22 protein-coding genes are annotated in these 21410 nt (G+C 62.2%); 11 read left to right on the plus strand and 11 right to left on the minus strand.

The genetic code is table 11. The features are described 5' to 3' along the window. Positions 1 to 63 precede the first annotated feature (63 nt). The 3 genes from K5658_RS10410 to K5658_RS10420 all read right to left on the minus strand — a co-directional run bounded on the left by K5658_RS10410 (position 64) and on the right by K5658_RS10420 (position 2809). Positions 64 to 1146: a transposase gene (locus tag K5658_RS10410; protein WP_221066853.1), complete on the minus strand. Its 1083-nt coding sequence runs from the start codon at positions 1144 to 1146 to the stop codon at positions 64 to 66. Positions 1147 to 1245: 99 nt separating this feature from the next. Continuing rightward, complete coding sequence (locus K5658_RS10415; RefSeq protein ID WP_221066854.1) at positions 1246 to 2013, minus strand: metal-dependent hydrolase; 768 nt, start codon at positions 2011 to 2013, stop codon at positions 1246 to 1248. Between the two features lie 214 nt (positions 2014 to 2227). After that, complete coding sequence (locus K5658_RS10420; protein WP_221066855.1) at positions 2228 to 2809, minus strand: DUF2878 domain-containing protein; 582 nt, start codon at positions 2807 to 2809, stop codon at positions 2228 to 2230. Between the two features lie 271 nt (positions 2810 to 3080). Between K5658_RS10420 and K5658_RS10425 the strand changes: the two genes are divergently transcribed. The 4 genes from K5658_RS10425 to K5658_RS10440 all read left to right on the plus strand — a co-directional run bounded on the left by K5658_RS10425 (position 3081) and on the right by K5658_RS10440 (position 8996). Continuing rightward, complete coding sequence (locus K5658_RS10425; protein WP_221066856.1) at positions 3081 to 3920, plus strand: DUF2231 domain-containing protein; 840 nt, start codon at positions 3081 to 3083, stop codon at positions 3918 to 3920. Positions 3921 to 4217: 297 nt separating this feature from the next. Then, positions 4218 to 6140, plus strand: coding sequence for a PrkA family serine protein kinase (locus K5658_RS10430; RefSeq protein ID WP_221066857.1), 1923 nt, complete (start codon positions 4218 to 4220; stop codon positions 6138 to 6140). A gap of 106 nt (positions 6141 to 6246) precedes the next feature. Then, positions 6247 to 7509, plus strand: coding sequence for a YeaH/YhbH family protein (locus K5658_RS10435; RefSeq protein ID WP_221066858.1), 1263 nt, complete (start codon positions 6247 to 6249; stop codon positions 7507 to 7509). Beyond that, complete coding sequence (locus K5658_RS10440; RefSeq protein WP_221066859.1) at positions 7506 to 8996, plus strand: SpoVR family protein; 1491 nt, start codon at positions 7506 to 7508, stop codon at positions 8994 to 8996. Before K5658_RS10435 ends, K5658_RS10440 begins: the two co-directional genes overlap by 4 nt. A 25-nt stretch (positions 8997 to 9021) precedes the next feature. On the opposite strand, the gene K5658_RS10445 is transcribed toward K5658_RS10440, so the two are convergent. Next, on the minus strand, positions 9022 to 9660 hold the full coding sequence (locus tag K5658_RS10445; protein ID WP_221066860.1) for an HAD-IA family hydrolase: 639 nt from the start codon (positions 9658 to 9660) through the stop codon (positions 9022 to 9024). Between the two features lie 113 nt (positions 9661 to 9773). On the opposite strand from K5658_RS10445, the gene K5658_RS10450 reads away from it, so the two are divergent. Then, entirely contained in the window at positions 9774 to 10196 is a 423-nt protein-coding gene (locus tag K5658_RS10450; protein ID WP_221066861.1) for a rhodanese-like domain-containing protein, read from the plus strand. Between the two features lie 13 nt (positions 10197 to 10209). On the opposite strand, the gene lolD is transcribed toward K5658_RS10450, so the two are convergent. From lolD to fur, 4 genes are read right to left on the minus strand one after another with little or no spacing between them, the layout of a single operon-like run. After that, entirely contained in the window at positions 10210 to 10890 is a 681-nt protein-coding gene (lolD, locus tag K5658_RS10455; protein WP_221066862.1) for a lipoprotein-releasing ABC transporter ATP-binding protein LolD, read from the minus strand. Further along, positions 10883 to 12130 carry a lipoprotein-releasing ABC transporter permease subunit gene (locus K5658_RS10460; RefSeq protein ID WP_221066957.1) on the minus strand — a complete coding sequence of 416 codons (1248 nt, stop codon included), beginning with the start codon at positions 12128 to 12130 and terminating at the stop codon, positions 10883 to 10885. The genes lolD and K5658_RS10460 overlap by 8 nt, the downstream gene beginning before the upstream one ends. A gap of 16 nt (positions 12131 to 12146) precedes the next feature. Beyond that, positions 12147 to 13394, minus strand: coding sequence for a lipoprotein-releasing ABC transporter permease subunit (locus K5658_RS10465; protein ID WP_221066863.1), 1248 nt, complete (start codon positions 13392 to 13394; stop codon positions 12147 to 12149). Positions 13395 to 13428: 34 nt separating this feature from the next. Beyond that, on the minus strand, positions 13429 to 13863 hold the full coding sequence (fur, locus tag K5658_RS10470) for a ferric iron uptake transcriptional regulator (protein WP_221066864.1): 435 nt from the start codon (positions 13861 to 13863) through the stop codon (positions 13429 to 13431). A gap of 117 nt (positions 13864 to 13980) precedes the next feature. On the opposite strand from fur, the gene K5658_RS10475 reads away from it, so the two are divergent. Further along, positions 13981 to 14379 (plus strand): outer membrane protein assembly factor BamE, encoded by a 399-nt coding sequence (locus tag K5658_RS10475; RefSeq protein WP_246628615.1) that lies wholly within the window; start codon positions 13981 to 13983, stop codon positions 14377 to 14379. A gap of 50 nt (positions 14380 to 14429) precedes the next feature. Here the strand turns inward: K5658_RS10475 and K5658_RS10480 are convergent, their stop codons facing one another. Beyond that, entirely contained in the window at positions 14430 to 14699 is a 270-nt protein-coding gene (locus K5658_RS10480; RefSeq protein ID WP_221063094.1) for an RnfH family protein, read from the minus strand. A 23-nt stretch (positions 14700 to 14722) separates the two neighbouring features. After that, positions 14723 to 16069 carry a sodium-dependent transporter gene (locus K5658_RS10485; protein ID WP_221063095.1) on the minus strand — a complete coding sequence of 449 codons (1347 nt, stop codon included), beginning with the start codon at positions 16067 to 16069 and terminating at the stop codon, positions 14723 to 14725. A gap of 106 nt (positions 16070 to 16175) precedes the next feature. On the opposite strand from K5658_RS10485, the gene smpB reads away from it, so the two are divergent. From smpB to K5658_RS10500, 3 genes are all read left to right on the plus strand, one after another. Continuing rightward, positions 16176 to 16655, plus strand: coding sequence for an SsrA-binding protein SmpB (smpB, locus tag K5658_RS10490; RefSeq protein WP_221063096.1), 480 nt, complete (start codon positions 16176 to 16178; stop codon positions 16653 to 16655). A 297-nt stretch (positions 16656 to 16952) separates the two neighbouring features. Beyond that, complete coding sequence (locus K5658_RS10495; protein ID WP_221063097.1) at positions 16953 to 18068, plus strand: D-alanyl-D-alanine carboxypeptidase family protein; 1116 nt, start codon at positions 16953 to 16955, stop codon at positions 18066 to 18068. Between the two features lie 34 nt (positions 18069 to 18102). Then, on the plus strand, positions 18103 to 19149 hold the full coding sequence (locus K5658_RS10500; protein ID WP_221063098.1) for an AI-2E family transporter: 1047 nt from the start codon (positions 18103 to 18105) through the stop codon (positions 19147 to 19149). 48 nt (positions 19150 to 19197) lie between these two features. Here K5658_RS10500 and fnr read toward each other — a convergent pair whose 3' ends face one another. Continuing rightward, the gene (gene fnr / locus K5658_RS10505; protein ID WP_085214223.1) at positions 19198 to 19929 is read right to left on the minus strand and encodes a fumarate/nitrate reduction transcriptional regulator Fnr; all 732 of its coding nucleotides are present in this window, start codon (positions 19927 to 19929) and stop codon (positions 19198 to 19200) included. Positions 19930 to 20112: 183 nt separating this feature from the next. Here fnr and K5658_RS10510 point away from each other — a divergent pair, with 183 nt between their 5' ends. Next, positions 20113 to 20505: a group II truncated hemoglobin gene (locus tag K5658_RS10510; RefSeq protein ID WP_221063099.1), complete on the plus strand. Its 393-nt coding sequence runs from the start codon at positions 20113 to 20115 to the stop codon at positions 20503 to 20505. 63 nt (positions 20506 to 20568) lie between these two features. Next, positions 20569 to 21408, plus strand: coding sequence for a P-loop NTPase family protein (locus K5658_RS10515; protein WP_221063100.1), 840 nt, complete (start codon positions 20569 to 20571; stop codon positions 21406 to 21408). Positions 21409 to 21410 lie beyond the last annotated feature (2 nt).

The raw sequence follows: 21410 nt of genomic DNA on the forward strand, positions 1-21410 counted from the left end.
GCCATGGCTCTGGGCGGGCTTTGCCCATTGGCAATGCCCGGCGCTCGAAGAGGGCCGCCAGGATCAAGGACCGGCCATGGAGGAAGATTCCGGCCAGGCGCCAGCGGCGTGCCTGTTGGCCCTGTTGGCGGGGCGAGCCTGGAAGGGCTGGGAAGGTGCGGGGGCTATTCCGGCCTCGGCTTCGCCGCCCACCGAGAGCAGCCACCAGGTGGCGAGGGCGATCGCCAGCCAGAGGCGTTCGGCCCGCTCGGGGTCCTCCATGCGGGTGTGCTGCCATTGCCAGCCGCCGCGCTTGGCTTTCTTGAAGCCCTGCTCGATCCAGCCGCGCAGGCCGTACCAGCAGGCTTCGGCGGCCTGCGGCGGCAGGTCGGTCAGGACCAGCCAAGGGTCCTTGTGGCCCTCGCCCCAGCAGGCCAGCAGGGTGCAGTCCAGGCGGGTCCGCCTGCCAGTGAACGCCGTTCCCCGCCCCTGCCAGCGGTCGCCGACCTTCGGCACCAGCCGGGGGAACGGCCGCCAGTGGCACCATCCCTGGGGGCGGAAGGTCCCGCCCGAGTTCACCCGCAGCATCGGATGCCAGCCCAACGCCTGGATGCCCTCGAACAGCCACTTGGCGTAAAGCCCCCGGTCGGCGAGTGCCAGGACGGTCCACGAGGCTGGCACGACGCCCTTGAACTTCTCCAACAGGGCCAGCCACTCGGGCTTCCACGGATGCTTCTGTTCCGCCCTCAGCACCTTCCAGGCGACCGGCACCGCGCAGCCCCGGTAGAGCACGCTGACCGCCAACACCACGAACCGCTGCCCCAGGCTGGTCGCGTCCAGGGCCACCGCCAGCTGTTTCCCGTCCCAGCCTTCCAGGACCCAGCCCAGCCACGGCGCCCAGCACGCCTCCACCTCAAGCTCGCGGCGGCGCTTCCCCGCCTTGGCCTCCTTTTCCCGGTACACGTCGCGCAGCCGCTCCCGCACCGCCCCGGCCTCTTCGCCAAGCCGGCACGACCACCAGTCGGCCAGCGCCGAAAGGCTGCATGTGCCCACGATCACCATGCCCAGGCTCCATAGCGCCAGGCCCGCGACCATCGGCTTCGACAGCCGGGGGAAGTGCGTGGCGATCTGCTCGTTCCATTGGTACAGTTCCGGTGGGCGGGACATGGCAGTTCCTCCGGTACAGGGTGCGTGTGTCGTTACCTTCCAATGTACCTCAACTCCTTGTCCCGCCTACCTTTTCTCAAAAACCTACCCCTGTAAGCGTCATGCCCCGCCCCCCAGGCCCAGCCAGCGTTTCAGCGTGCCGCCCAGGTTGTCGAACCAATGGCCGGCGTCGGGGATCAGCCAGGGTTTTTGTCCGGCATAATGGGCTTCCAGCTTGCTCCAGGTGCGGGCGCGGAAGCCTTCGGGCGAGGGCGCGGCGCTATAGACCATCACCACCGCCAGCGCCATCAACAAGGTGGCCCGCCAGTTCTTGAAACTGGCGGGTTTCAGGGCGGAGCCGAACGAGAGCTTGAGCCTGCGGTTCAGTAGGTCCACGCTGTACATCTCGTCCAGGACCAGATGCACCAGATAGCCCATGCCGATGAAAGCCCCGTGCAGCCATGCCAAGGCGTTCGGCCTGTCGAACAAATGCGCCGAAAGATCGACCGTGCAGAGCGCGAAGAACACCGCCGCCAGCACCGAATGGAAAATCCCCCGGTGGCGGGTGCAGGCGTTGAAGACTTCCAACACCCCGTAGCGCACCGCCAAGAACACCGCCAGCCAGATCGCCGCCAGTTCCAGGACGGTATATTTGCCCGCGAACTGGAACATGACCAGGAAGGCCAAGGCCAGGGCCAGCAGGTTGAAACCGATGCGGACCGGGACCGAGTGTTCGGAGTCGATATCGGGCAGGAGTCCGCCGAGCGTGCCGAGCGCCAGCAGGAGCGGGGTTTCCGGGTAGGAGACGGCCCCGGCCTTCATGCAGGCGATGGCGGCGAGGCCGCCGATGCCGGAGGCGGCGTAGAGATGGGTTTTGAAATTGGCCATGAGCCGGGGTTGTCCCAGGGGAAGCGGGGAATTATCCGCTATTCCGGGCTGTTCCGGGGGGGGGGCTGGATTGGGCGTGGGAACCGATCCACGGATGGCCGATTGGGGGGGAGGGTGGCCAGTCCGGGGGGGTTCCCACATAGCGCTGCTCATATCGCTATAATCGATATAGACGCTCATCATACTACAGGTCGCGGCTTGGGTGCTGTGATTTTTATCCAAGCTTGGCGGGGATGGCCAGGGGTGTGCCGTCGCAAAGCCGGGCCAAGCGCAGCAGGAGCGGCAGTAAGGCCATGCCACCCAGGCCGAGGATGCCGATGGCGATTTCGGGATAGGGCAGGGTGATCGCGCCCAATCCACCGCCCGCGAGATAGGCCAGGGGCATGGCGGTGGCACCGAGCAATGCGCCCAGCCAAGGCTGGTGCCGCAAACGCCGCAGCGCGCTATTGAGCGTGGTGGCCGATAGCATGGCGAGGGCCAGCGTCCAGGTCGGCGCCAGCCATTCCGCGTAGCCGTCCCCGGCGAAAACCACCAATCCCGCATCTTGCAAGGCGCTGTTCCAGAGCGCTCCCAGGAGCGTGGCGGCCACCACCAGGCGCAGTTCCCCGCCGGGCCGGGCCGCTTGGACGATATGTGCCACCGTGATCAGCAGCGCCAGGAAAATACCGCTCCAGGGATGGCCCGCCACGGCCCCCAGCACGCAAGCCGTCCAACCGGCTTGGAAGAAGGCCAGGTTGGAAAATATCCCGGTCCGGGCGGTGCCGACCGATCGCAGGAATTGGGGGTGTACGGCCATCGATGCCTCCTCGTGGGTTTTTCTAGGGATGGGGCAAGCCCGCCGGGGGCTGCCTATTAGGGTCCGCGCGGGGTGGTTGTCCGGGATGAATGACCGGCTTGACCGGGTGAAAGTTCAACATGGCCGGATAGCGGACGGGAGGTTTTGGAAACCGGGTTTCTCTGAGAAACTTGTGTTGCCCGCCGTTGACTAACGAGGCAAAGCACTTCTATTCGCAGGGGGATCCAGACCCGATCCTCCGAAGACCAACTTTGATCCATGGAATTCCGATATGTTGATTGATTTTTCGATGCAGGGCGGGACGTGGCTGCCTGGGGTGCATGGCAGCGGCGATGGTGGCGCGGGCCTGGTGGGGGTGTTGGATAGCCTGTTGACGGCCATCACCGATTTCCTGGATGGGGGGTCGGGTGGAGGCGGTCCCGCCACTGGCCCCGCCGGTGGTCCCTTGGCCGGGATCATGGCTTTGGGTGCCAACGTCCACCCCATGGTGGTGCATTTTCCCATCGCTTTCATCGTGGCGTTCTTCCTGCTGGAAATCGCCGGGGTGGCGATGCGCCGCCAGGTCTGGCGGCAATGGGCCAGCGGAATGCTCTATTGTGGAGCCATTGGCGCGGTGCTGGCCGTGGCCGCCGGTTGGGTGGCCGAGGATAGGGTGCCGCATGGCGCGGTGGTGCATGAGATCATGGAATGGCATGAAAGGCTCGGCATCACTGTGGCGGTATTGACCGTGGGCATGGCGATATGGCGGGCCGTCGCCAAGGAAAGCTTGGCGGGCATGGCCCAGGCTTTGCATTTCTTCCTCGCGGGCCTCATCGTGACGTGCTTGGTGTTCGGTACCGACCTCGGCGGCTTGATGGTTTACCAGTACGGCGTCGGGGTGAAGGGCTTGCAAAGCGCCGACGATCACCACCACCATGAGGGTGAAAAAGACGAGGCGGATGCGGGTCCGGCGGGCTCGGTGGCCGCGCCGGAACCGGTCGTCGCGGCCCCGCGGGCGGCGGCCGCTAGCCCCGGCGTTCCCGTGGTGCCACCGGCTGCCCCAACTCAGGGCGTTGCACCGGAACAGACAGCGGACGAACACCGCCACGCGCATCACCATCACCACCATTAGCCGGGTGGGCGGGTATCGAGCCGGTATCCGGGTTGGGCCGGGCCGGGCTGCGATCCCGCGTTCCCTTGCTTGGATTTTCTATGGGGGTAGGTTGGGCGGGGAAAAAACTGTGATAGTCTAACTATCGGACGAATATCTTTCCCGGTCCGGACCCGAAGTCCGGGCCGCTCGCTACGATATAAAACCTTAGGTGCCTTGGTTTCGTCACACCGGGGCACAAGCGCCTAACCACCGCTTTTTTTCGACACCGTCGAGCATCTTTTGAAGAATCTGCCACGCGCAGAGGAGACTTCTCTTATGGGTATCTTCGATCATTACCAATCACGTTACGAAAAGAACCGCGAAGAAGAATATTCCTTACAAGAGTATTTGGATATCTGCCGGAACGATCCGACGGCCTATGCCAGCCCCGCCGAGCGCATGTTGATCGCCATCGGCGAACCGGAACTGGTCGATACCCGCCTCGATCAACGCATGTCGCGGTTGTTCGCGAACAAGCTCATCAAGCGCTATCCGGCGTTTTCCGAGTTCTACGGCATGGAGGACACCATCGAGCAGATCGTGGCCTATTTCCGCCACGCCGCCCAAGGCCTGGAAGAGCGCAAGCAAATCCTCTATCTCTTGGGTCCGGTGGGTGGCGGCAAGTCCTCGCTAGCCGAGAAGCTCAAGCAACTCATGGAACAAGTGTCGTTCTACGCCATCAAGGGTTCGCCGATCTGGGAATCGCCCCTGGGCCTATTCGACCCGGAGGAAGACGGCAAAATCCTCGAAACCGAATACGGCATCCCGCGCCGCTATTTCAGCACCATCATGTCGCCCTGGGCGGTGAAGCGCCTGCACGAATACAACGGCGATATCACCAAGTTCAAGGTCGTCAAAGTGCGGCCTTCCATCCTCGATCAACGCGCCGTCTCCAAGACCGAACCCGGCGACGAGAACAACCAGGATATTTCCTCGTTGGTGGGCAAGGTCGATATCCGTAAGCTGGAACGCTACAGCCAGGACGATCCCGACGCCTACAGCTATTCCGGCGGGCTGTGCCTCGGCAACCGGGGCATCATGGAATTCGTGGAAATGTTCAAGGCGCCGATCAAGGTGCTGCATCCCTTGCTGACCGCCACCCAGGAAGGCAATTACAAGGGGACGGAAGGGCTTTCGGCGATCCCGTTCGAGGGCGTCATCATGGCGCATTCCAACGAGTCGGAATGGCAGCAATTCCGCAACAACAAGAACAACGAAGCCTTCCTCGACCGCGTGTATGTGGTGAAGGTGCCGTACTGCCTCAGGGTTTCGGAAGAGGTCAAAATCTACGAGAAACTGCTGATCCATAGCTCTTTGTCGGATTCGCCCTGCGCCCCGCATACCCTCAAGATGCTGGCCCAGTTCGCCATCCTCTCCCGCATGAAGGAGCCGGAGAATTCCAACATCTATTCCAAGATGCGGGTCTACGATGGCGAGAACCTCAAGGATACCGACCCCAAGGCCAAGTCCTATCAGGAATACCGGGATTTCGCCGGGGTGGACGAGGGCATGGCGGGATTATCGACCCGCTTCGCGTTCAAGATATTGTCCAAGGTGTTCAACTTCGACCATTCGGAAGTGGCGGCGAACCCGGTGCATTTGCTCTATACCCTGGAGCAGCAAATCGCCCAGGAACAATTCCCCGCCGAGACGCAGGAGCGTTATCTGCGTTTCATCAAGGAATATCTGGTGCCGCGTTATGTCGAGTTTATCGGCAAGGAAATCCAGACCGCCTACCTCGAATCCTATTCCGAGTATGGGCAAAACATATTCGATAGATATGTCACCTATGCCGATTACTGGATTCAGGACCAGGAATACCGCGACCCCGATACCGGCGAGAGCTTCGACCGCCGTTCCTTGAACGAGGAATTGGAAAAGATCGAGAAACCGGCCGGCATCAGCAATCCCAAGGATTTCCGCAACGAGGTGGTCAACTTCGTGCTGCGGGCGCGGGCCAAGAACGCGGGCAAGAATCCGGCCTGGACCAGCTACGAAAAGCTCCGTGCCGTGATCGAAAAGAAGATGTTCGCCAATACCGAGGAACTGCTGCCGGTGATTTCCTTCAATGCCAAGGCTTCGCAGGACGACGCCAAGAAGCACGAGGAATTCGTGAACCGGATGGTGCATAAGGGGTATACGCCCAAACAGGTACGCTTGTTGTGCGAGTGGTATCTCCGGGTGAGGAAGTCTTCCTGATCCGCAACGGGGGGCTGATCCCGAGGTATGCTGGGGCGGGGCCCAGGCACAATCCCAGCATACGCCGCCATCGGGCGCTGTGCGCTTAACCATTCGATTTACGCCCATGAGCCAATTCATAGACCGCCGCCTCAATCCCAAAAACAAAAGCGCCGTCAATCGCCAGCGCTTTTTGCAGCGTTTCCGCGGCCAGATCAAGAAGGCCGTGGCCGACGCGGTCGCCAAGCGTTCGGTGACGGACATCGACCGCGGCGAAAACATCCAGATTCCCGCCAAGGATATTTCCGAGCCGGTGTTCCGCCACGGCAAGGGCGGTCGGCGCGAAGTGGTCCAACCCGGCAACAAGGAATTCGTCTCGGGCGACAAGGTACCGCGTCCCGAAGGGGGCGGCGGTGGCGGTGGCAATCAGGCCAGCAATACCGGCGAGGGCATGGATGAATTCGTGTTCGAGCTATCGCGCGACGAATTCCTGGATTTCATCTTCGAGGATTTGGAACTGCCGCATTTGGTCAAGCGCCAACTGGCCCGCGAAGCCGCTTTCAAAAGCCAACGCGCGGGTTTCACCGCCGATGGTTCGCCGTCCAATCTGCATGTGGTGCGTTCCATGCGCGAGGCCTTGGCCCGGCGGATGGCGCTGCGGGCCCCGTCCAAGGACGCCAAGCGCGAGTTGGAGGAAGAACTGGAAGCCTTGCTCGCTTCCGACAATCCCGATGAAACCCGCATCCAGGCTTTGCGCGAGGAAATCGAACGGCTGGCGAAAAAAATCGAGGCTGTGCCTTTCATCGACACCTTCGACCTGCGCTTCCGCAACCGTGTCCAAGTTCCCAAGCCCAGCACCCAGGCGGTGATGTTCTGCCTGATGGACGTGTCGGGTTCGATGGACGAGACCAAGAAAAGCCTCGCCAAACGCTTCTTCCTGCTGCTCTACCTGTTCCTGTCCCGCAATTACGAGAAGATCGAGGTGGTGTTCATCCGCCACCACACCATCGCCATGGAAGTGAACGAGCAGGACTTTTTCTATTCCCGCGAGACCGGCGGGACCGTGGTGTCCAGCGCCCTGGAATTGATGGGCCAGGTGATCCGCGAGCGCTATCCCAGCGCCGATTGGAATATCTACGGTGCCCAGGCGTCCGACGGCGACAACTGGCCGGAAGATTCCAGCAACTGCTACGACTTGCTGATGGACACCATCATGCCCTCGGTGCAGTACTACGCCTATATCGAGATCAACAACCACGAGCCGCATAGCTTGTGGATGGAGTACGAAAAGGTGGCCGAGCATTGGCCCAATTTCGCGTTGCAGCCCATTTACGGTGCCGGTGATATCTACCCGGTGTTCCGCGAACTCTTCAAGAAACAGACCGCATGAGCCGACAACCGCTTTCCGAAGGCTCCGAATGGACGTTCGAGCTACTCAAGACCTATGACGCCGAGATCGGCCGCATCGCCGCCGGTTACGGCCTCGACACCTATCCCAACCAGATCGAGGTCATCACCTCGGAACAAATGATGGACTGTTATTCCAGCACCGGGATGCCGGTGTTCTACCCGCACTGGTCGTTCGGGAAGCAGTTCCTGTCGGTGGAAAAGAGCTACCGGCGCGGCTACATGGGCTTGGCCTACGAGTTGGTCATCAACTCCAATCCCTGCATCGCCTATCTCATGGAAGAGAACAGCATGACCATGCAAGCCCTGGTCATCGCCCATGCTTGTTACGGACATAATTCCTTTTTCAAGGGCAATTACCTGTTCAAGACCTGGACCAGCGCCGACGCCATCGTCGATTATCTGGTGTTCTCGCGCCATTACATCACCGAATGCGAGGAGCGCCATGGGGTGGAAGCGGTCGAGGATTTGCTGGATTCCTGCCACGCGCTGATGAATTACGGGGTGGACCGCTACCGCCGCCCGCCGCCCTTGTCGATGGCCGAGGAGCAGCACCGCCAAAAGGAGCGCGAGGAATATCTACAGAGCCAAGTCAACGACCTGTGGCTGCGTACCGTGCCCAGGAAGGAGAAGCAGGCGGTCGAGGCGGTCCAGAATTTCCCGCCCGAACCCGAGGAAAACCTGCTGTATTTCTTCGAGAAGAACGCGCCGCTGTTGGAGCCCTGGCAGCGCGAGGTGATCCGCATCGTCCGCAAGATCGCCCAATATCTTTATCCGCAGCGCCAGACCAAGGTGATGAACGAGGGTTGGGCCACCTTCTGGCATTACACCCTGCTGAACCGGATGTACGAGGAAGGCTTGGTGACCGACGGCTTCATGCTGGAATTCCTGCAATCCCATACCAATGTGGTATATCAGCCGCCGTATAATAGCAAGCATTATTCGGGTATCAATCCCTATGCCCTGGGTTTCGCGATGATGAGCGATATCCGCAGGATGTGCGAAAACCCGACCGATGAGGATAAATATTGGTTCCCGGAAATCGCCGGTTCCGATTGGATCAAAACCCTGGATTTCGCCATGCGCAATTTCAAGGACGAGAGTTTCATCGCCCAGTATCTCTCGCCCCAGGTGATCCGCGATTTCAAGCTGTTCAGCGTGCTGGACGACGACACCCGGCCCGAACTCGAAATCACCGGCATCCACGACGAGGCCGGTTATCGCTATGTCCGCCACACCCTGTCCGAGCAGAACAATATCGGCAACCAGGAACCCAGCATCCAGGTCTACCGGGTCGATACCCGTGGCGACCGTTCCCTCACTTTGCGCCATTATCAACACGACCGGCGGCCCTTGGGCGAAACCACCCCTGAAATGATGAAGCATGTGCGTCGGCTGTGGGGCTTCAAGGTCCGCCTGGAAACCGTGGACAAAACCGGGCGGGTGATGCGGTCCTACGAGTGCGATTGATACCGCCGTGCCAGTGGGCGCGGTCTCATCTGCACAGCAAGGGCAGCAATTCGTCCATGTGCGAAAAGACCCGCGCCCCGGCTTGTGCCAGGACGCCACCATCCCCGCCGGGCGCATAGCCGAATACCTGCATTCCCGCAGCAATCCCCGCTTGGACCCCCAGCACGCTATCCTCGACCACCGCGCAACGTTCGGGGTCCGCGCCCAGGCTCCGCGCCGCGTGGATGAACAAGCCCGGTTCCGGTTTCCAACTGCCGATCTCGTAGGCGCTGTAGATGTGCCCGCCGAAGTAGGGCAGAAGGCCGGTGGCGCGGAGGCTGACTTGCATTTTGTCGTGCGGTCCGTTGGAGGCGACGCAGAACGGCACTTCCAGTCGTTCCAGCAGCGCCGGGACGCCCGGCATGGGTTTCAGTTCCGCCTCGAAGGCGAGGGCCATGCGCCGCCGCAGTTCCGGCAGGAAATCGTCCGGCAGGGCGCGGCCCAGTTTGCGCTCGATGAGGGCGAGGGTGTCGCCCATTTTGCGGCCCCGGAATTCCGCCACGGCTTCGGCCAGGGTCAGGCGCAAGCCCAGTCCGGCCACGCATTCGACGATTACCTGGTTGCCCAGGGTTTCGCTGTCGATCAAGGTGCCGTCGCTGTCGAAGATGATCGCTTGGTAATTCATGTGGTTCTCTTGGAGGGGGTGGCGGCATCCTCTATCATCGTGGGCTAATATGCCGGGCTGGCCTTGGGCCATAATTCCATTTTCTCCCACGGCTTATTTATGGAGCCAGAACTATGAACAAGATCGTTTCGGCCTTGGGCCTGCTGCTGTCCGCTTGCGCCGCGTTCGCGGGCGAATTGGTGAACCTGACGCCCGGCCAATTACAGGCCATGCAGGCCCAGGGCGCTTTGGTGGTCGATGTGCGTACCCCGGAGGAATGGCGCAAGTCGGGGATGATCCCTGGGAGCCGGGGGCTGACCTATTTCGACGCCAATGGCGGCTACGACCGGGCGGGCTGGCTCAACCAACTCAAGCCGCTGCGGAATTCGCCGGACCAACCGGTGATCCTGGTGTGCCGTTCCGGCCATCGCAGCGCCGAGGTCGGCAAGATGATGGTCAACGAAGCGGGCTATGCCAAGGTTTACCAACTGGAAAAGGGCGTCAAGGGTTGGAGCGCGGAGGGCAGGCTTTTGGATGGGCAGTGTAAAACCTGTTAGCGGGCGGGGTGGATCATCCCGCCACGATCCGCCCATCCTCCAAATGCAGCGTGGTATCCATGCGCTGCGCCAGCACGGGATCGTGTGTCACCACCAGGAAGCTGATGCCGTATTCCCGGTTCAATTCCAACATCAGTTGGTAGACCTGCTCGGCGGTCTTGCGGTCCAGGTTGCCGGTGGGCTCGTCGGCCAGCACGCACTTGGGATGGGTGACCAGGGCGCGGGCGAGGGCGGCGCGTTGGCGTTCGCCGCCGGAGAGTTCGCCCGGCTTGTGTTCGATGCGCTTGCCCAGGCCCACCCGTTCCAGGATCGCCGCCGCCCGCTCCTTCGCTTCCTGCACCCCCGCCTTGCCGATCAACAGCGGCATCGCCACGTTTTCCAGCAGGGTGAATTCGCCCAGCAAATGATGGAACTGGTAGACGAAGCCCAACACCCGGTTGCGGAGTTCCGATAGCTTCTTTTCGCTCAGGCTGGACAGCAGTACGCCGTCCAGGCGCACTTCGCCCGCGGTCGGGCTATCCAAACCACCCAGCACATGCAGCAAGGTGCTTTTGCCCGAGCCGGAAGCGCCCATGATGGCGATGCGCTGGCCGGGTTCGATGGCGAGGTCCACGCCCTGCAAGACATCCACCGACAAGCCGCCCTGCGCGAAGCGCTTGGACAGGTTGCGGCAGGCCAAGACCGGCTCATTCATAACGCAATTCCTCGGCGGGGGCGACGCGGGAGGCCTGCCAGGCAGGATAGATCGTCGCCAGGATGGAAAGTAGGAAGGCCACGCCCGTCACCTGGTACACATCGGCCCAGACCAGCTTGGATGGCAGTTCGCTCAGGTAATACACCTCCGCCGAGATGAACTTGAGTCCGAACGCCTGCTCGATGGCGGGTAGGAGGGTTTCCACGTTGAGGGCCAGGACCACGCCGCCGATGCCGCCGAGCAAGGTGCCCGCGAAGCCGATCACGGTGCCCAGCACCATGAAGATGCCCATGACCGTGCCCGGCGTCATGCCCTGGGTGCGGAGGATGGCGATATCGGCCCGTTTGTCGGTGACGGTCATCACCAGGGTGGACACGATGTTGAAGGCGGCCACGGCCACGATCAGGAACAGGATGATGAACATCATTTCCTTCTGGCTCTGGATGGCGCGGAAGAAATTGGCGTGGGCGCGGGTCCAGTCGGTGATGAGGTATTGCTGGGGCAGTTTGGGGCCGAGGTCGCGGGCGACTTGGCGGGCGTACAGCACATCGTCGAGCTTGAGCCGGAGTCCCGACACGGTGTCGTCCATCCGCAGCAGGCGGGCGGCATCGTCCAGGTGGATCAGGGCGAGGTTGCGGTCGTATTCGTACATGCCGACCCGGAAGATGCCGACCACGGTGAAGCGCTTGAGCCTAGGCATGACTCCGGCAGGCGTGGCGACCACTTCGGGGGTGATGACGGCGATCTTGTCGCCCAGCTTCGCGCCCAGGTGCTTGGCGAGTTCCTCGCCCAGGAGGATGCCGAAACCGCCCGCCCGCAGCGCGTCCAATCGGCCTTCTATCAAACGGCTGGCGGCTTCCGAGACCCGTGGCTCGTAGTCCGGCAGGATGCCGCGCAAGGTGATCCCGCTGACCTGGGTGTCCGAATTCAGCAGGGTCTGGGCTTCGATATAGGGGGCCCAGCCGAGGACCTTGGGTTCCTTGCGCAAAGGTTCTTCCAAGGATTGCCAGTCGCGCAGTTCGCCGCCCAGGCCGCTGATGGAGGCGTGGGCGGTCATGCCGAGGATGCGTTCCTTGATTTCGGCCTCGAAGCCGTTCATCACCGACAGCACCGTGATCAGCGCGGCCACGCCCAATGCGGTGCCCAGGGCCGAGGTCAGGGCGATGAACGAGATGAAGCTATTGCGGCGCTGGGCGCGGGTGTAGCGCAGGCCGATGTAGACGCTCAGGGGTTTGAACATGCGGGCGGGGGCGGGCTTATTCATAGCGCAGCGCTTCCGCCGGTTGGATGCGCGAGGCTTGCCGGGCCGGATAGAGCGTCGCCAGCACCGACAGCAGGAAGGCGATGCCGGTGATGACGGCCACATCCGACCACAGCAGCTTGGAAGGCAGTTCGGTGATGTAGTACACATCGCCCGACAGGAATTGCACCCCGAGCAGCCGCTCGATGGCGGGCACCACGGTATCGATATTCAAGGCCAGCAATACCCCGCCGACCGTGCCCAGCAGCGTCCCGAACAGGCCGATCAGGGAGCCCAGCACGATGAAGATGCCCATCACGCCGTCCGGGGTCATGCCCTGGGTGCGGAGGATGGCGATATCGGGGCGCTTGTCGGTGACCACCATCACCAGGGTGGACACGATGTTGAAGGCGGCCACGGCCACGATCAGCAGCAGGATGATGAACATCACCCGCTTTTCGGTCTGCACCGCCTTGAAGAAATTGCCGTGTTCCAGGGTCCAGTCGGCGAGGGTGTAGTGATCGCCCAGTTTGGGGCCGAGTTCGTGCGCCACCTGCTGGGCGTGGAACACATCGTCCAGTTTGAGCCGGAGCCCCGATACCGCGCCTTCCATATGATGGAGTTGGGCGGCGTCGTCCAGATGGATCAGGGCGAGGTTGCGGTCGAATTCGTACATGCCGACCTGGAACACGCCGACCACGGTGAAGCGCTTGATCTTCGGCAGGATGCCGCCCGCCGCGCCCTGGGCTTCCGGGGTGATGACGGTGATTGGATCGCCGATCACCACGCCCAGGTAGCTGGCGAGTTCCACCCCCAGCACGATGCCGAAACCGCCCGGCTTGAGCCCCTCCAAGCGGCCTTGGATCAAACGCTGGGCCACCGCCGAAACTTCGGGCTCCATTCCGGGCAGGACGCCGCGGATCAAGCTGCCGCTGACCCGGCGGTCGGCGCTGAGCATGGCCTGGGTTTCGATATAGGGGGCCCAGCCCAGGATGCGCGGCTCTTGGCGCAAGAGGGGCTCCAGGTTTTGCCAATCGCGCAGTTTCCCGCCCGGCCCGCTGATCGAGGCGTGGGAAGCCATCCCCAGGATGCGCTCGCGCAATTCCTCCTCGAAGCCGTTCATCACCGACAGCACGGTGATGAGGGCGGTCACGCCCAGGGCGAGGCCCAGCACCGAGGTCAGGGCGATGAAGGAAATGAAGCGCGTGCGCCGCTTGGCCCGGGTATAGCGCAGGCCGATGAAGAAGATCAGGGGTTTGAACATGGGGTGTGGCTGTGGCCAGTGCCCTGGCGGAGGTTCAGCGGGGCACGGCTTCTTTTTGCTGGCAATCGGCGCAGACGCCGTACAGGCACAGCGAGTGTTCGGTCAGTTTGAAGCCCTTGTGCTGGGCGATTTCCTGTTGCCGCTGTTCGATCAGGTGGTCGTGGAATTCCTGCACATAGCCGCATTTGACGCAAACCATATGGTCGTGGTGGTCGCCGCGGTTGAGCTCGAACACCGAATTGCCACCCTCGAAGTGGTGGCGCTTCACCAGCCCCGCCGCTTCGAACTGGGTCAACACCCGGTAGACCGTCGCCAGGCCGATTTCCTCGCCCTCGCTGATGAGGGATTTGTATACGTCCTCCGCAGTGAGGTGCCGGCCGGAAAAACCCTGGTTTTCCAGCATTTCGAGGATTTTGATGCGGGGGAGCGTGACCTTGAGTCCCGCGTTCCTGATGTCTTGGGTTTCCACAGTGGCGATTCCGTGTTTTAGCGGAAGCTATCGAGTATCATGGGGGCCGATTCGGACTCCGGCAATCATAACATGCCCAAACGCCTCCCCGTAATAACCTACCTAAGCACTCTGTTTTTGACCGGATGCTCGTTCAATTGGTTGCCCGGCATCTACCGGCTGGACATACACCAAGGCAACGTGGTTTCCCAGGAAATGGTCGATCAACTGCGCCCCGGCATGACCAAGCGGCAAGTGGCCTTCATCATGGGCGCTCCCCTGTTGACCGATCCCTTCCACGACGAGCGCTGGGATTACCTCTATTCCAACCAACCCGGCAACGAACCCAGGGTGCAAAAGCATATCAGCCTGGCGTTCGACAAGGACGAGGAACTGAAGGGTTTGGCGGGCGATTTCCGGCCCGGAAACCTGCCTTCCATCGAGATGAGCAAGGACACCACGGTCAACATCCCCCGCATCGAGCGCGAAAAGACCCTGTGGCAGAAGATCAAGGGCGTGTTCGGCAGCGAGGATTGAGTGTCCCGAACCCGGAGCCCAAAGCTTGCTTTGGATAACCAAAGCGAACTTTATTTCTTGACGGCCCGGCCCCGCCGCGCCTCCTTGGGATCGGCGGGCAGGGGCCGGTAGATTTCCACCCGGTCGCCGGGTTTCAAGGGCTGGTCCAGGGCGCAGGTCTTGCCGAAGATTCCGACCGCGTTCACCGCGAGATCGATTTCCGGGAACCGCGCCAGCATCCCGGAGGCGCGGATGGCCTGTTCCGCCGTCGCGCCGTCCGGGAGTTCCAGATCGAGGATCAGCTGGATGTCGGGCTTGGCGTAGGCGACTTCGATCTTCATCGCGGGGCCGCCGGGATCGCCGCCTACAGCACGCCGATGGCGTGGAGGAACACCAGGGCCACCGCGCCGGGGGCCACATACCGCGCCAGCGCCCGCCACCAGGCGTAGGCCACGCCTATCCCCAACTCGGCTTCGCTGACTTCCCGTTTGATCACCCAACTGGCGAACACCGCCACCAGAATCCCGCCGATGGGCAGCATCACGTCGGCGGTCAGGAAATCGACCCACTCGAAGAAATTCCTATCGGTGCCGCTCTCCCCGCCGCTGAACGAGAACACCGTCCCCAGCCCTAGCAGCCAACAGACCGCGCCGCTCCACCAGGACGCCGCCGTCCGGTTCAATCCCAGGTTTTCCGAAAGATAGGCCACGGCGGGTTCGATCAAGGCGATGGCCGAGGTGATGGCGGCGAAGAACACCAGCAGGAAGAACACCAGTCCGAACCAGGAGCCGCCCGGCATTTGGCCGAAGGCGATGGGGAGGGTTTCGAAGATCAGGCCCGGACCCATGCCGGGTTCCAGATGGTTGGCGAACACGATGGGGAAGATGGCGATGCCGGCCATCAGCGCCACGGCGGTATCGGCGGTGGCGACGATGATCGAGGCGCGGGCGATGGACACATGGCCCGGCAGGTAGGAGCCATAGACCATGATCGAACCCATTCCCAGCCCCAGCGAGAAGAAGGCTTGGCCCATGGCGACCAGTATGCTTTCCCCGCTCAGCTTGCTGAAATCCGGCTCGAACAGGAAGGCCAGGCCTTGCCCGAAACCGCCCGTGGTCATGGCGTAAATATCGAGCAGGACCAGCATCGCCAACAAGCCCGGCATCATGATGCGGGTGGCGCGTTCCAAACCCTCGTTGATGCCCCGGCTGACGATGAGCAGGGTGCCGGCCATGAAGGCGGTATGCCAGATCGCCTGGATGTCGGGCGCGGCCTTGAGGTCCAGGAACGCGGCCTGCACGGTCTGGGCGTCGGCGTTGTTCAGGAAGCCGCCGCCGACCTTGAGGATATAGGCCATGGACCAGCCCGCGATCACCGAGTAATACGACAGGATCAGGAATCCGGCCACCACGCCCAGCCAGCCCGCGTAATGCCAATGGCGGCTGGCCTTCGCTTCCTCGGCCAGGGTCAGCATGGTGTTGATGGGGCTTTGCCGTCCGCGCCGCCCTATCATGGTTTCGGCGATCATGAGCGGGATGCCGATGGCGACCACGCACAGCAGGTAGACGATGACGAACGCCCCGCCGCCGTTGTCGCCCGCCAGATAGGGGAATTTCCAGATATTGCCGAGGCCGATGGCCGAGCCGCTGGCCGCCAGGATGAAGGCCATGCGCGAGGACCATTGGCCGTGCAGAAAACGTTGTTCCGTCATGAGTTCCCCATAAGTATTCGTTGCTGTGGAAAAGCGCGGGGGCATCCCGTCGCAATGCGGTAAAATATCAAGATTTTCCAACCGCGTCAGGCATCCGAAATCCTCCATGGCCGCAAAAAAGAACAAGGATTCGTCCGGGAACTCCACCATCGCCCATAACCGGCAAGCCACCCATGAATATTTCATCGAAGAGCGCTACGAGGCCGGCCTGGCTTTGCAGGGCTGGGAAGTGAAGAGCCTCCGGGCGGGCCGCGCCCAACTCAAGGAGAGCTATGTGGTGTTGAAAAGCGGCGAGGCTTGGCTCCTGGGCTCGCATGTGTCGCCGCTGAATTCGGCGTCCACCCACGTCAATCCCGATCCCACCCGCACCCGGAAACTCTTGCTGCACCGGGCCGAACTCAGCAAACTCATCGGCCATGTCGAACGCAAGGGTTATACTTTGATACCCTTGGCGATGTACTGGAAAAAGGGCCGGGCCAAGCTGGAAATCGGCCTCGCCAAGGGTAAGAAATTGCACGACAAGCGGGCCACCGAGAAAGAGCGCGATTGGCAGCGCGAAAAGCAGCGGGTCATGAAGAACGGCTGAGGCGGGGCCGTATCGGTCATTTCGTATGAAGTTTTCCCCGCGGCCTTGGGCTGGCGGGGAAGGCGAGCTGGCTTTGGGCAAAATCAAGCCGACTTCCGCCGGGAGTCGGCTTGATTTTGGCAAAAGCCAGCGGGCTTCGTGCCAGGGTATCCGTCCTGGGGCGAAGCGGCTTCGCTCCGTGGCGCGGTGGGTGCGCCCCGCGTTCCGGCAGGCTTGGGATCGGCCTTGTCAAAGCTCAAACCTCCGGCCCCGTCCGCGCCGGAGGATTCTTCAACCTTCCTTGGATTTTTCCGAACGATGCCTCAGGTTGCCGTTTTGCGCCGTTTGATCCCCGGTCTGTTCTGGGCCGTCCTGTCCCTGCCCACCGCCGCCCTGGCCGGACCCTATGCCGCCCTGGTGGCGGATGTCGATACCGAACAAGTGCTTTACGAACACAATGCCGACGAATTGCGCCATCCCGCCTCCCTGACCAAGATGATGACGCTGTACTTGGTGTTCGAGGCTTTGTCGCAGGGGCGCTTGTTCTCGGACACTTTGTTCCGCGCCTCCCGTTTCGCCGTGCTGCGGCCGCCTTCCCGGTTGGGGCTGAGGGTGGGCGATACCTTGAGCGTGGAGGAGGGCATCCTGGGACTCGTCACCCGCTCGGCCAACGACGCCGCCAGCACCATCGCCGAGGGCATGGCCGGGTCGGAAACGGCGTTCGCGGCGGCGATGACCGACAAGGCCCGCCAACTCGGCATGAGCCGCACCGTCTACCGCAACGCCTCGGGCCTGCCCGATCCCAACCAAGTCACCACGGCCTGGGATATGTTCCGGCTGGGCAAGGCGCTCAACAAACGATTCCCGCAGTACTACACCTATTTCTCGACCCCGGTGTTCTATTACCAGGGCCATAGCTTCCAGAACCACAACCATCTGATGGAAACCTACGCCGGGATGGATGGCATCAAAACCGGCTTCATCAACGCTTCCGGGTTCAATCTGGTGGCTTCCGCCCAGCGCAACGGCCATCGCTTGATCGGCGTGGTGTTCGGCGGTCCCAGCGCCAAGCGCCGCGACGCCTTGATGCGGGAATTGCTGGACGATGGTTTCGCCCAGTTGGAAGGCGCGGACCCCCGCTTGCATGTGGTGGAATTCGACCGGCCTTCGGCCCCGGCGCTGATGGCCGCCGAAACCGCCACGCCGGTCCCGCGCGCCCACACCGCCCACCATCCGGCGCACCATGCCACGGCGGCAGCGCACACCGCGCACCATCCAGCCCAGCCGCTGCGCTTGGCCGATGCCTCGACCGCCACCCATCGCACGGCCAGCAAGGCCGAAGCCCCGGCGGCGAAGAAAACCCACGCCTCCGCAAGCAAGGCCAAGGCCGAACCCGCGCCCGCCTGCCATAAATCCAAGTGCGCCCACCATTGACGTGCCGCCCTGAATCCCGCCCTTGGGGCTTCCCATGAATCGGTGGCTGGTCCTGGCCCTGGCCGGCGGATTGGGCGGTTTGCTCTATCTGCTGGCCCCGATGCTGACGCCCTTCGTGGCCGGGGCCTTGGTGGCCTATCTGGCCGATCCCTGGGTGGACCGGCTGGAGCGGACGGGCTTGCGGCGCTTGCCCGCCGTCATCCTGGTGTTCGCTGGCATCGTCTTGTTGTTCGTGGCGCTGTTGCTGCTGTTGTTGCCGGTATTGGCCGAGCAGATCGGCGGCTTCATCGACGACTTGCCGGCTTTTTTCCGCTGGCTGCAAAAGCACTTCGGGGTGAAGGTGCGGCTGGGCAACCTCGAACAGATCGCCGCCACCCTCAGCGCCTATTGGCAGAAGATCGGCGGCGATGCCGCGGCGGTGCTGGAATCCTTGACCCATTCCGGCGCGGTGATCGTGTCCTGGGTCTTGAACCTCGCCTTGATCCCGGTGGTGGTGTTCTATTTGTTGCGCGACTGGAATGTGATGCTCGGCCATGTCCGTGGCCTGTTGCCCCGGCGCTGGGTACCGGGCGTCGCCCGCTTGGTCGGCGAGGTCGACGGGGTTTTGAGCGCCGTGTTCCGCGGCCAGTTCATGGTGATGGTCGCCCTGGGGGCCATCTACAGCCTCGGCCTGTGGCTGATCGGTTTGAAACAAGGCTTGCTGATCGGCTTGATCGCGGGGCTGGTCAGCTTCATCCCCTATGCCGGGGCGGTGGCCGGCGTGACGCTGGCCGCCATCGCCGCCTTGGCCCAGTCCGGTGAATTTTCGTCGGTGGTTTCGGTGTTGGTCGTGTTCGGCATCGGCCATCTCTTGGAAGGCATGTGGCTCACGCCCTGGCTGATCGGCAACCAGATCGGCCTGCATCCGGTGGCGGTGATCTTCGCCGTGCTGGCGGGCGGGCAGTTGTTCGGATTCCTGGGGGTGCTGCTGGCCTTGCCCTTGGCGGCGGTGGTCATGGTGCTGTTGCGGCATATCCACGGCCTCTACAAGGACAGCGACTGGTACGGGACCGGGTCCACCCCGCCGCCGGATGGGGAATGATCGGGCCGGGAACCCGGTGGAAGCGCCGGAGCCGCTCCCGCCGGGGGTTCAATCGCGGTGGGAACAGACCGTGCGCAAGCCTTCGAGGTCGAGGATATGCACGTCCTTATGCTGCACGGCGATCAAGCCCTCGTCCTGGAAGCCGCGCAGGGTCCGGCTCACGGTTTCCAGCGCCAGCCCCAGGAAATTGCCGATTTCCTGCCGGTTCAGGCTCAGGCGGAATTCGACCGCCGAGAAGCCCCGTTCCTTCAGCCGGTCCGAGAGGTTCAACAGGAAGGCGGCGACCCGTTCCTCGGCGGGCTGTTTGTTGAGGATGGCCTGTTCGGTCTCGCCGTCCAGCCGGGCGCTGGCGTGGCGGAACAATTCCCGCAGGAGGTTGGGCACCCGCTGGCACAGTTCGTCCAACTGGTCGGCGGGAAGTTCGCAATAGCTCAGGGTTTCCAGGGCGATGGCCGAGTATTTATGCCGGTCCCCGGCCAGGGCGTCGAAGCCCAGCAATTCCCCCGGCAGCCAGAACCCGGTGACATATTCGTTGCCCTGGCTGTCGTAGGTGGTGGTTTTGGCGGTGCCGCCCTTGATGGCGAGGATGCCCCGGAACTTATCGCCTTTATGGAAAAGGTGTTCGCCCCGTTGCAGGGTTTTCTTGCGGTTGACGATGCGGCTGATTTGTTCGATATCCTCCCGCGCTAGGCCGCGTGGTATGCAAAGGGAGGTCAGGCTGCAATTTTGGCAGGTGACCTGCAATTTGTTTTTGATGTCGTATAAAGGTGCTGCGCTCACGGTGTCTGGGCTGGTGTGTGGAGGTTGAAAGTCCGCCGTCTTTAAATCCCATGGCGGCGGTTGTCTCAAGCGCGACCATCATCCCCAAGCCCGGAACGGGCGTCAAGGTTGGGCGGTATGCGCCCATCCCGGATCAAGCCTGTTAGAATCTGGCGCTTTCTGACCCACCCCGGAAGACCCGCCATGAATCCGCCTCCCGCCGTCACCCCCTATGTCCTGCTGGGCGGAGAAACCGCCGTCCGGGAATTGGTCGAGCGTTTCTACGGCCATATGGACCGCCTGCCCGAAGCCCAGGGCATCCGCGCCATGCACGCCCCCGACCTGACGGGGGCCAAGAACAAGCTGTTCAAATTCCTGTCGGGCTGGTTCGGCGGCCCGGATTTGTTCATGGAGGAATTCGGCCATCCCCGGCTCAGGATGCGCCATTTCCCCTTCGCCATCGGCCCGGCGGAACGCGACCAGTGGATGCTGTGCATGGTCCGGGCGCTGGACGATATGGCTATCGAAGCCAACTTGCGGGAAGCCCTGCTCGCGGCGTTCGCCCGCACCGCCGACCATATGATCAACCGCGAATAGATACCCGCATTGGCCTGGGTATCTTCCGCGCCTTCCGTATTTCCAACTACCTACGCCAATATCATGAAAATGACGCCTGGGGAATTTTCGGACTGGGATGCCAAGCGGATCACCCTTTTGGGGATGTCCGGGGTCGGCAAAACCACGCTGGCCGATAAGCTTCCCAAAAAAACCTGGTTCCATTATTCCGGCGATTACCGGATCGGTACCCGTTATCTCAACGAGCCGATTTCCGATAATATCAAGCGCCAAGCCATGGAAGTGCCGTTCCTGCGGGAATTGTTGCGCTCCGATTCGATTTATATCCGCAGCAATATCACCGTGGATAATCTGGTCCCGGTGTCCACCTTCCTGGGGAAGTTGGGCGATCCGGCCAAGGGCGGGTTATCCCTGGAGGAGTTCAAGCGCCGCCAAGCCCTGCACCGCGATGCCGAAATCAGGGCCATGCGCGATGTGCCGGAATTCATCCGCAAGGTGGAATCCATTTATGGCTACCGTAATTTCATCAACGATGCCGGCGGCAGCGTGTGCGAACTCGACGACCCGGATACCTTGGAAATCCTGGCCGAGCATACTTTGATCCTATATATCCGCACCACGCCTGAGTTGGAGCATATGTTGATCGAACGCGCCCGCAATGATCCAAAGCCCTTGTATTACCGGGAAAGTTTTCTGGACGAGCAATTACCCGTATTCATGGCGGAAAACGGCTATGCCAGCATCGACCGGATTCCCCCTGACCAATTCGTGAGCTGGGTATTCCCCAAACTGTTCCATTCGCGCCTGCCGCGTTATCAAGCCATCGCCGACCGCTATGGCTATACCGTCGATGCCGGCGCAATCGCCGAGGTGGAAACCGAGGCCGATTTCCTGGCTTTGCTGCGGGACGCCTTGGGCCGTTAAGC

Source organism: Methylomagnum ishizawai (assembly GCF_019670005.1).
Lineage (GTDB): Bacteria > Pseudomonadota > Gammaproteobacteria > Methylococcales > Methylococcaceae > Methylomagnum > Methylomagnum ishizawai.

Excerpts from the sequence above, each read along its gene's own strand:
- K5658_RS10420 (WP_221066855.1), bottom strand. The coding sequence starts at position 2,809 with ATGGCCGTACACCCCCAATTCCTGCGATCGGTCGGCACCGCCCGGACC.
- K5658_RS10515 (WP_221063100.1), top strand. The coding sequence starts at position 20,569 with ATGAAAATGACGCCTGGGGAATTTTCGGACTGGGATGCCAAGCGGATC.
- K5658_RS10435 (WP_221066858.1), top strand. The coding sequence starts at position 6,247 with ATGAGCCAATTCATAGACCGCCGCCTCAATCCCAAAAACAAAAGCGCC.
- K5658_RS10460 (WP_221066957.1), bottom strand. The coding sequence starts at position 12,130 with ATGTTCAAACCCCTGAGCGTCTACATCGGCCTGCGCTACACCCGCGCC.
- K5658_RS10425 (WP_221066856.1), top strand. The coding sequence starts at position 3,081 with ATGTTGATTGATTTTTCGATGCAGGGCGGGACGTGGCTGCCTGGGGTG.
- K5658_RS10445 (WP_221066860.1), bottom strand. The coding sequence starts at position 9,660 with ATGAATTACCAAGCGATCATCTTCGACAGCGACGGCACCTTGATCGAC.
- K5658_RS10410 (WP_221066853.1), bottom strand. The coding sequence starts at position 1,146 with ATGTCCCGCCCACCGGAACTGTACCAATGGAACGAGCAGATCGCCACG.
- smpB (WP_221063096.1), top strand. The coding sequence starts at position 16,176 with ATGGCCGCAAAAAAGAACAAGGATTCGTCCGGGAACTCCACCATCGCC.
- K5658_RS10440 (WP_221066859.1), top strand. The coding sequence starts at position 7,506 with ATGAGCCGACAACCGCTTTCCGAAGGCTCCGAATGGACGTTCGAGCTA.
- K5658_RS10415 (WP_221066854.1), bottom strand. The coding sequence starts at position 2,013 with ATGGCCAATTTCAAAACCCATCTCTACGCCGCCTCCGGCATCGGCGGC.
- K5658_RS10510 (WP_221063099.1), top strand. The coding sequence starts at position 20,113 with ATGAATCCGCCTCCCGCCGTCACCCCCTATGTCCTGCTGGGCGGAGAA.
- K5658_RS10500 (WP_221063098.1), top strand. The coding sequence starts at position 18,103 with ATGAATCGGTGGCTGGTCCTGGCCCTGGCCGGCGGATTGGGCGGTTTG.
- K5658_RS10480 (WP_221063094.1), bottom strand. The coding sequence starts at position 14,699 with ATGAAGATCGAAGTCGCCTACGCCAAGCCCGACATCCAGCTGATCCTC.
- K5658_RS10495 (WP_221063097.1), top strand. The coding sequence starts at position 16,953 with ATGCCTCAGGTTGCCGTTTTGCGCCGTTTGATCCCCGGTCTGTTCTGG.
- lolD (WP_221066862.1), bottom strand. The coding sequence starts at position 10,890 with ATGAATGAGCCGGTCTTGGCCTGCCGCAACCTGTCCAAGCGCTTCGCG.
- K5658_RS10465 (WP_221066863.1), bottom strand. The coding sequence starts at position 13,394 with ATGTTCAAACCCCTGATCTTCTTCATCGGCCTGCGCTATACCCGGGCC.
- K5658_RS10485 (WP_221063095.1), bottom strand. The coding sequence starts at position 16,069 with ATGACGGAACAACGTTTTCTGCACGGCCAATGGTCCTCGCGCATGGCC.
- K5658_RS10430 (WP_221066857.1), top strand. The coding sequence starts at position 4,218 with ATGGGTATCTTCGATCATTACCAATCACGTTACGAAAAGAACCGCGAA.
- K5658_RS10450 (WP_221066861.1), top strand. The coding sequence starts at position 9,774 with ATGAACAAGATCGTTTCGGCCTTGGGCCTGCTGCTGTCCGCTTGCGCC.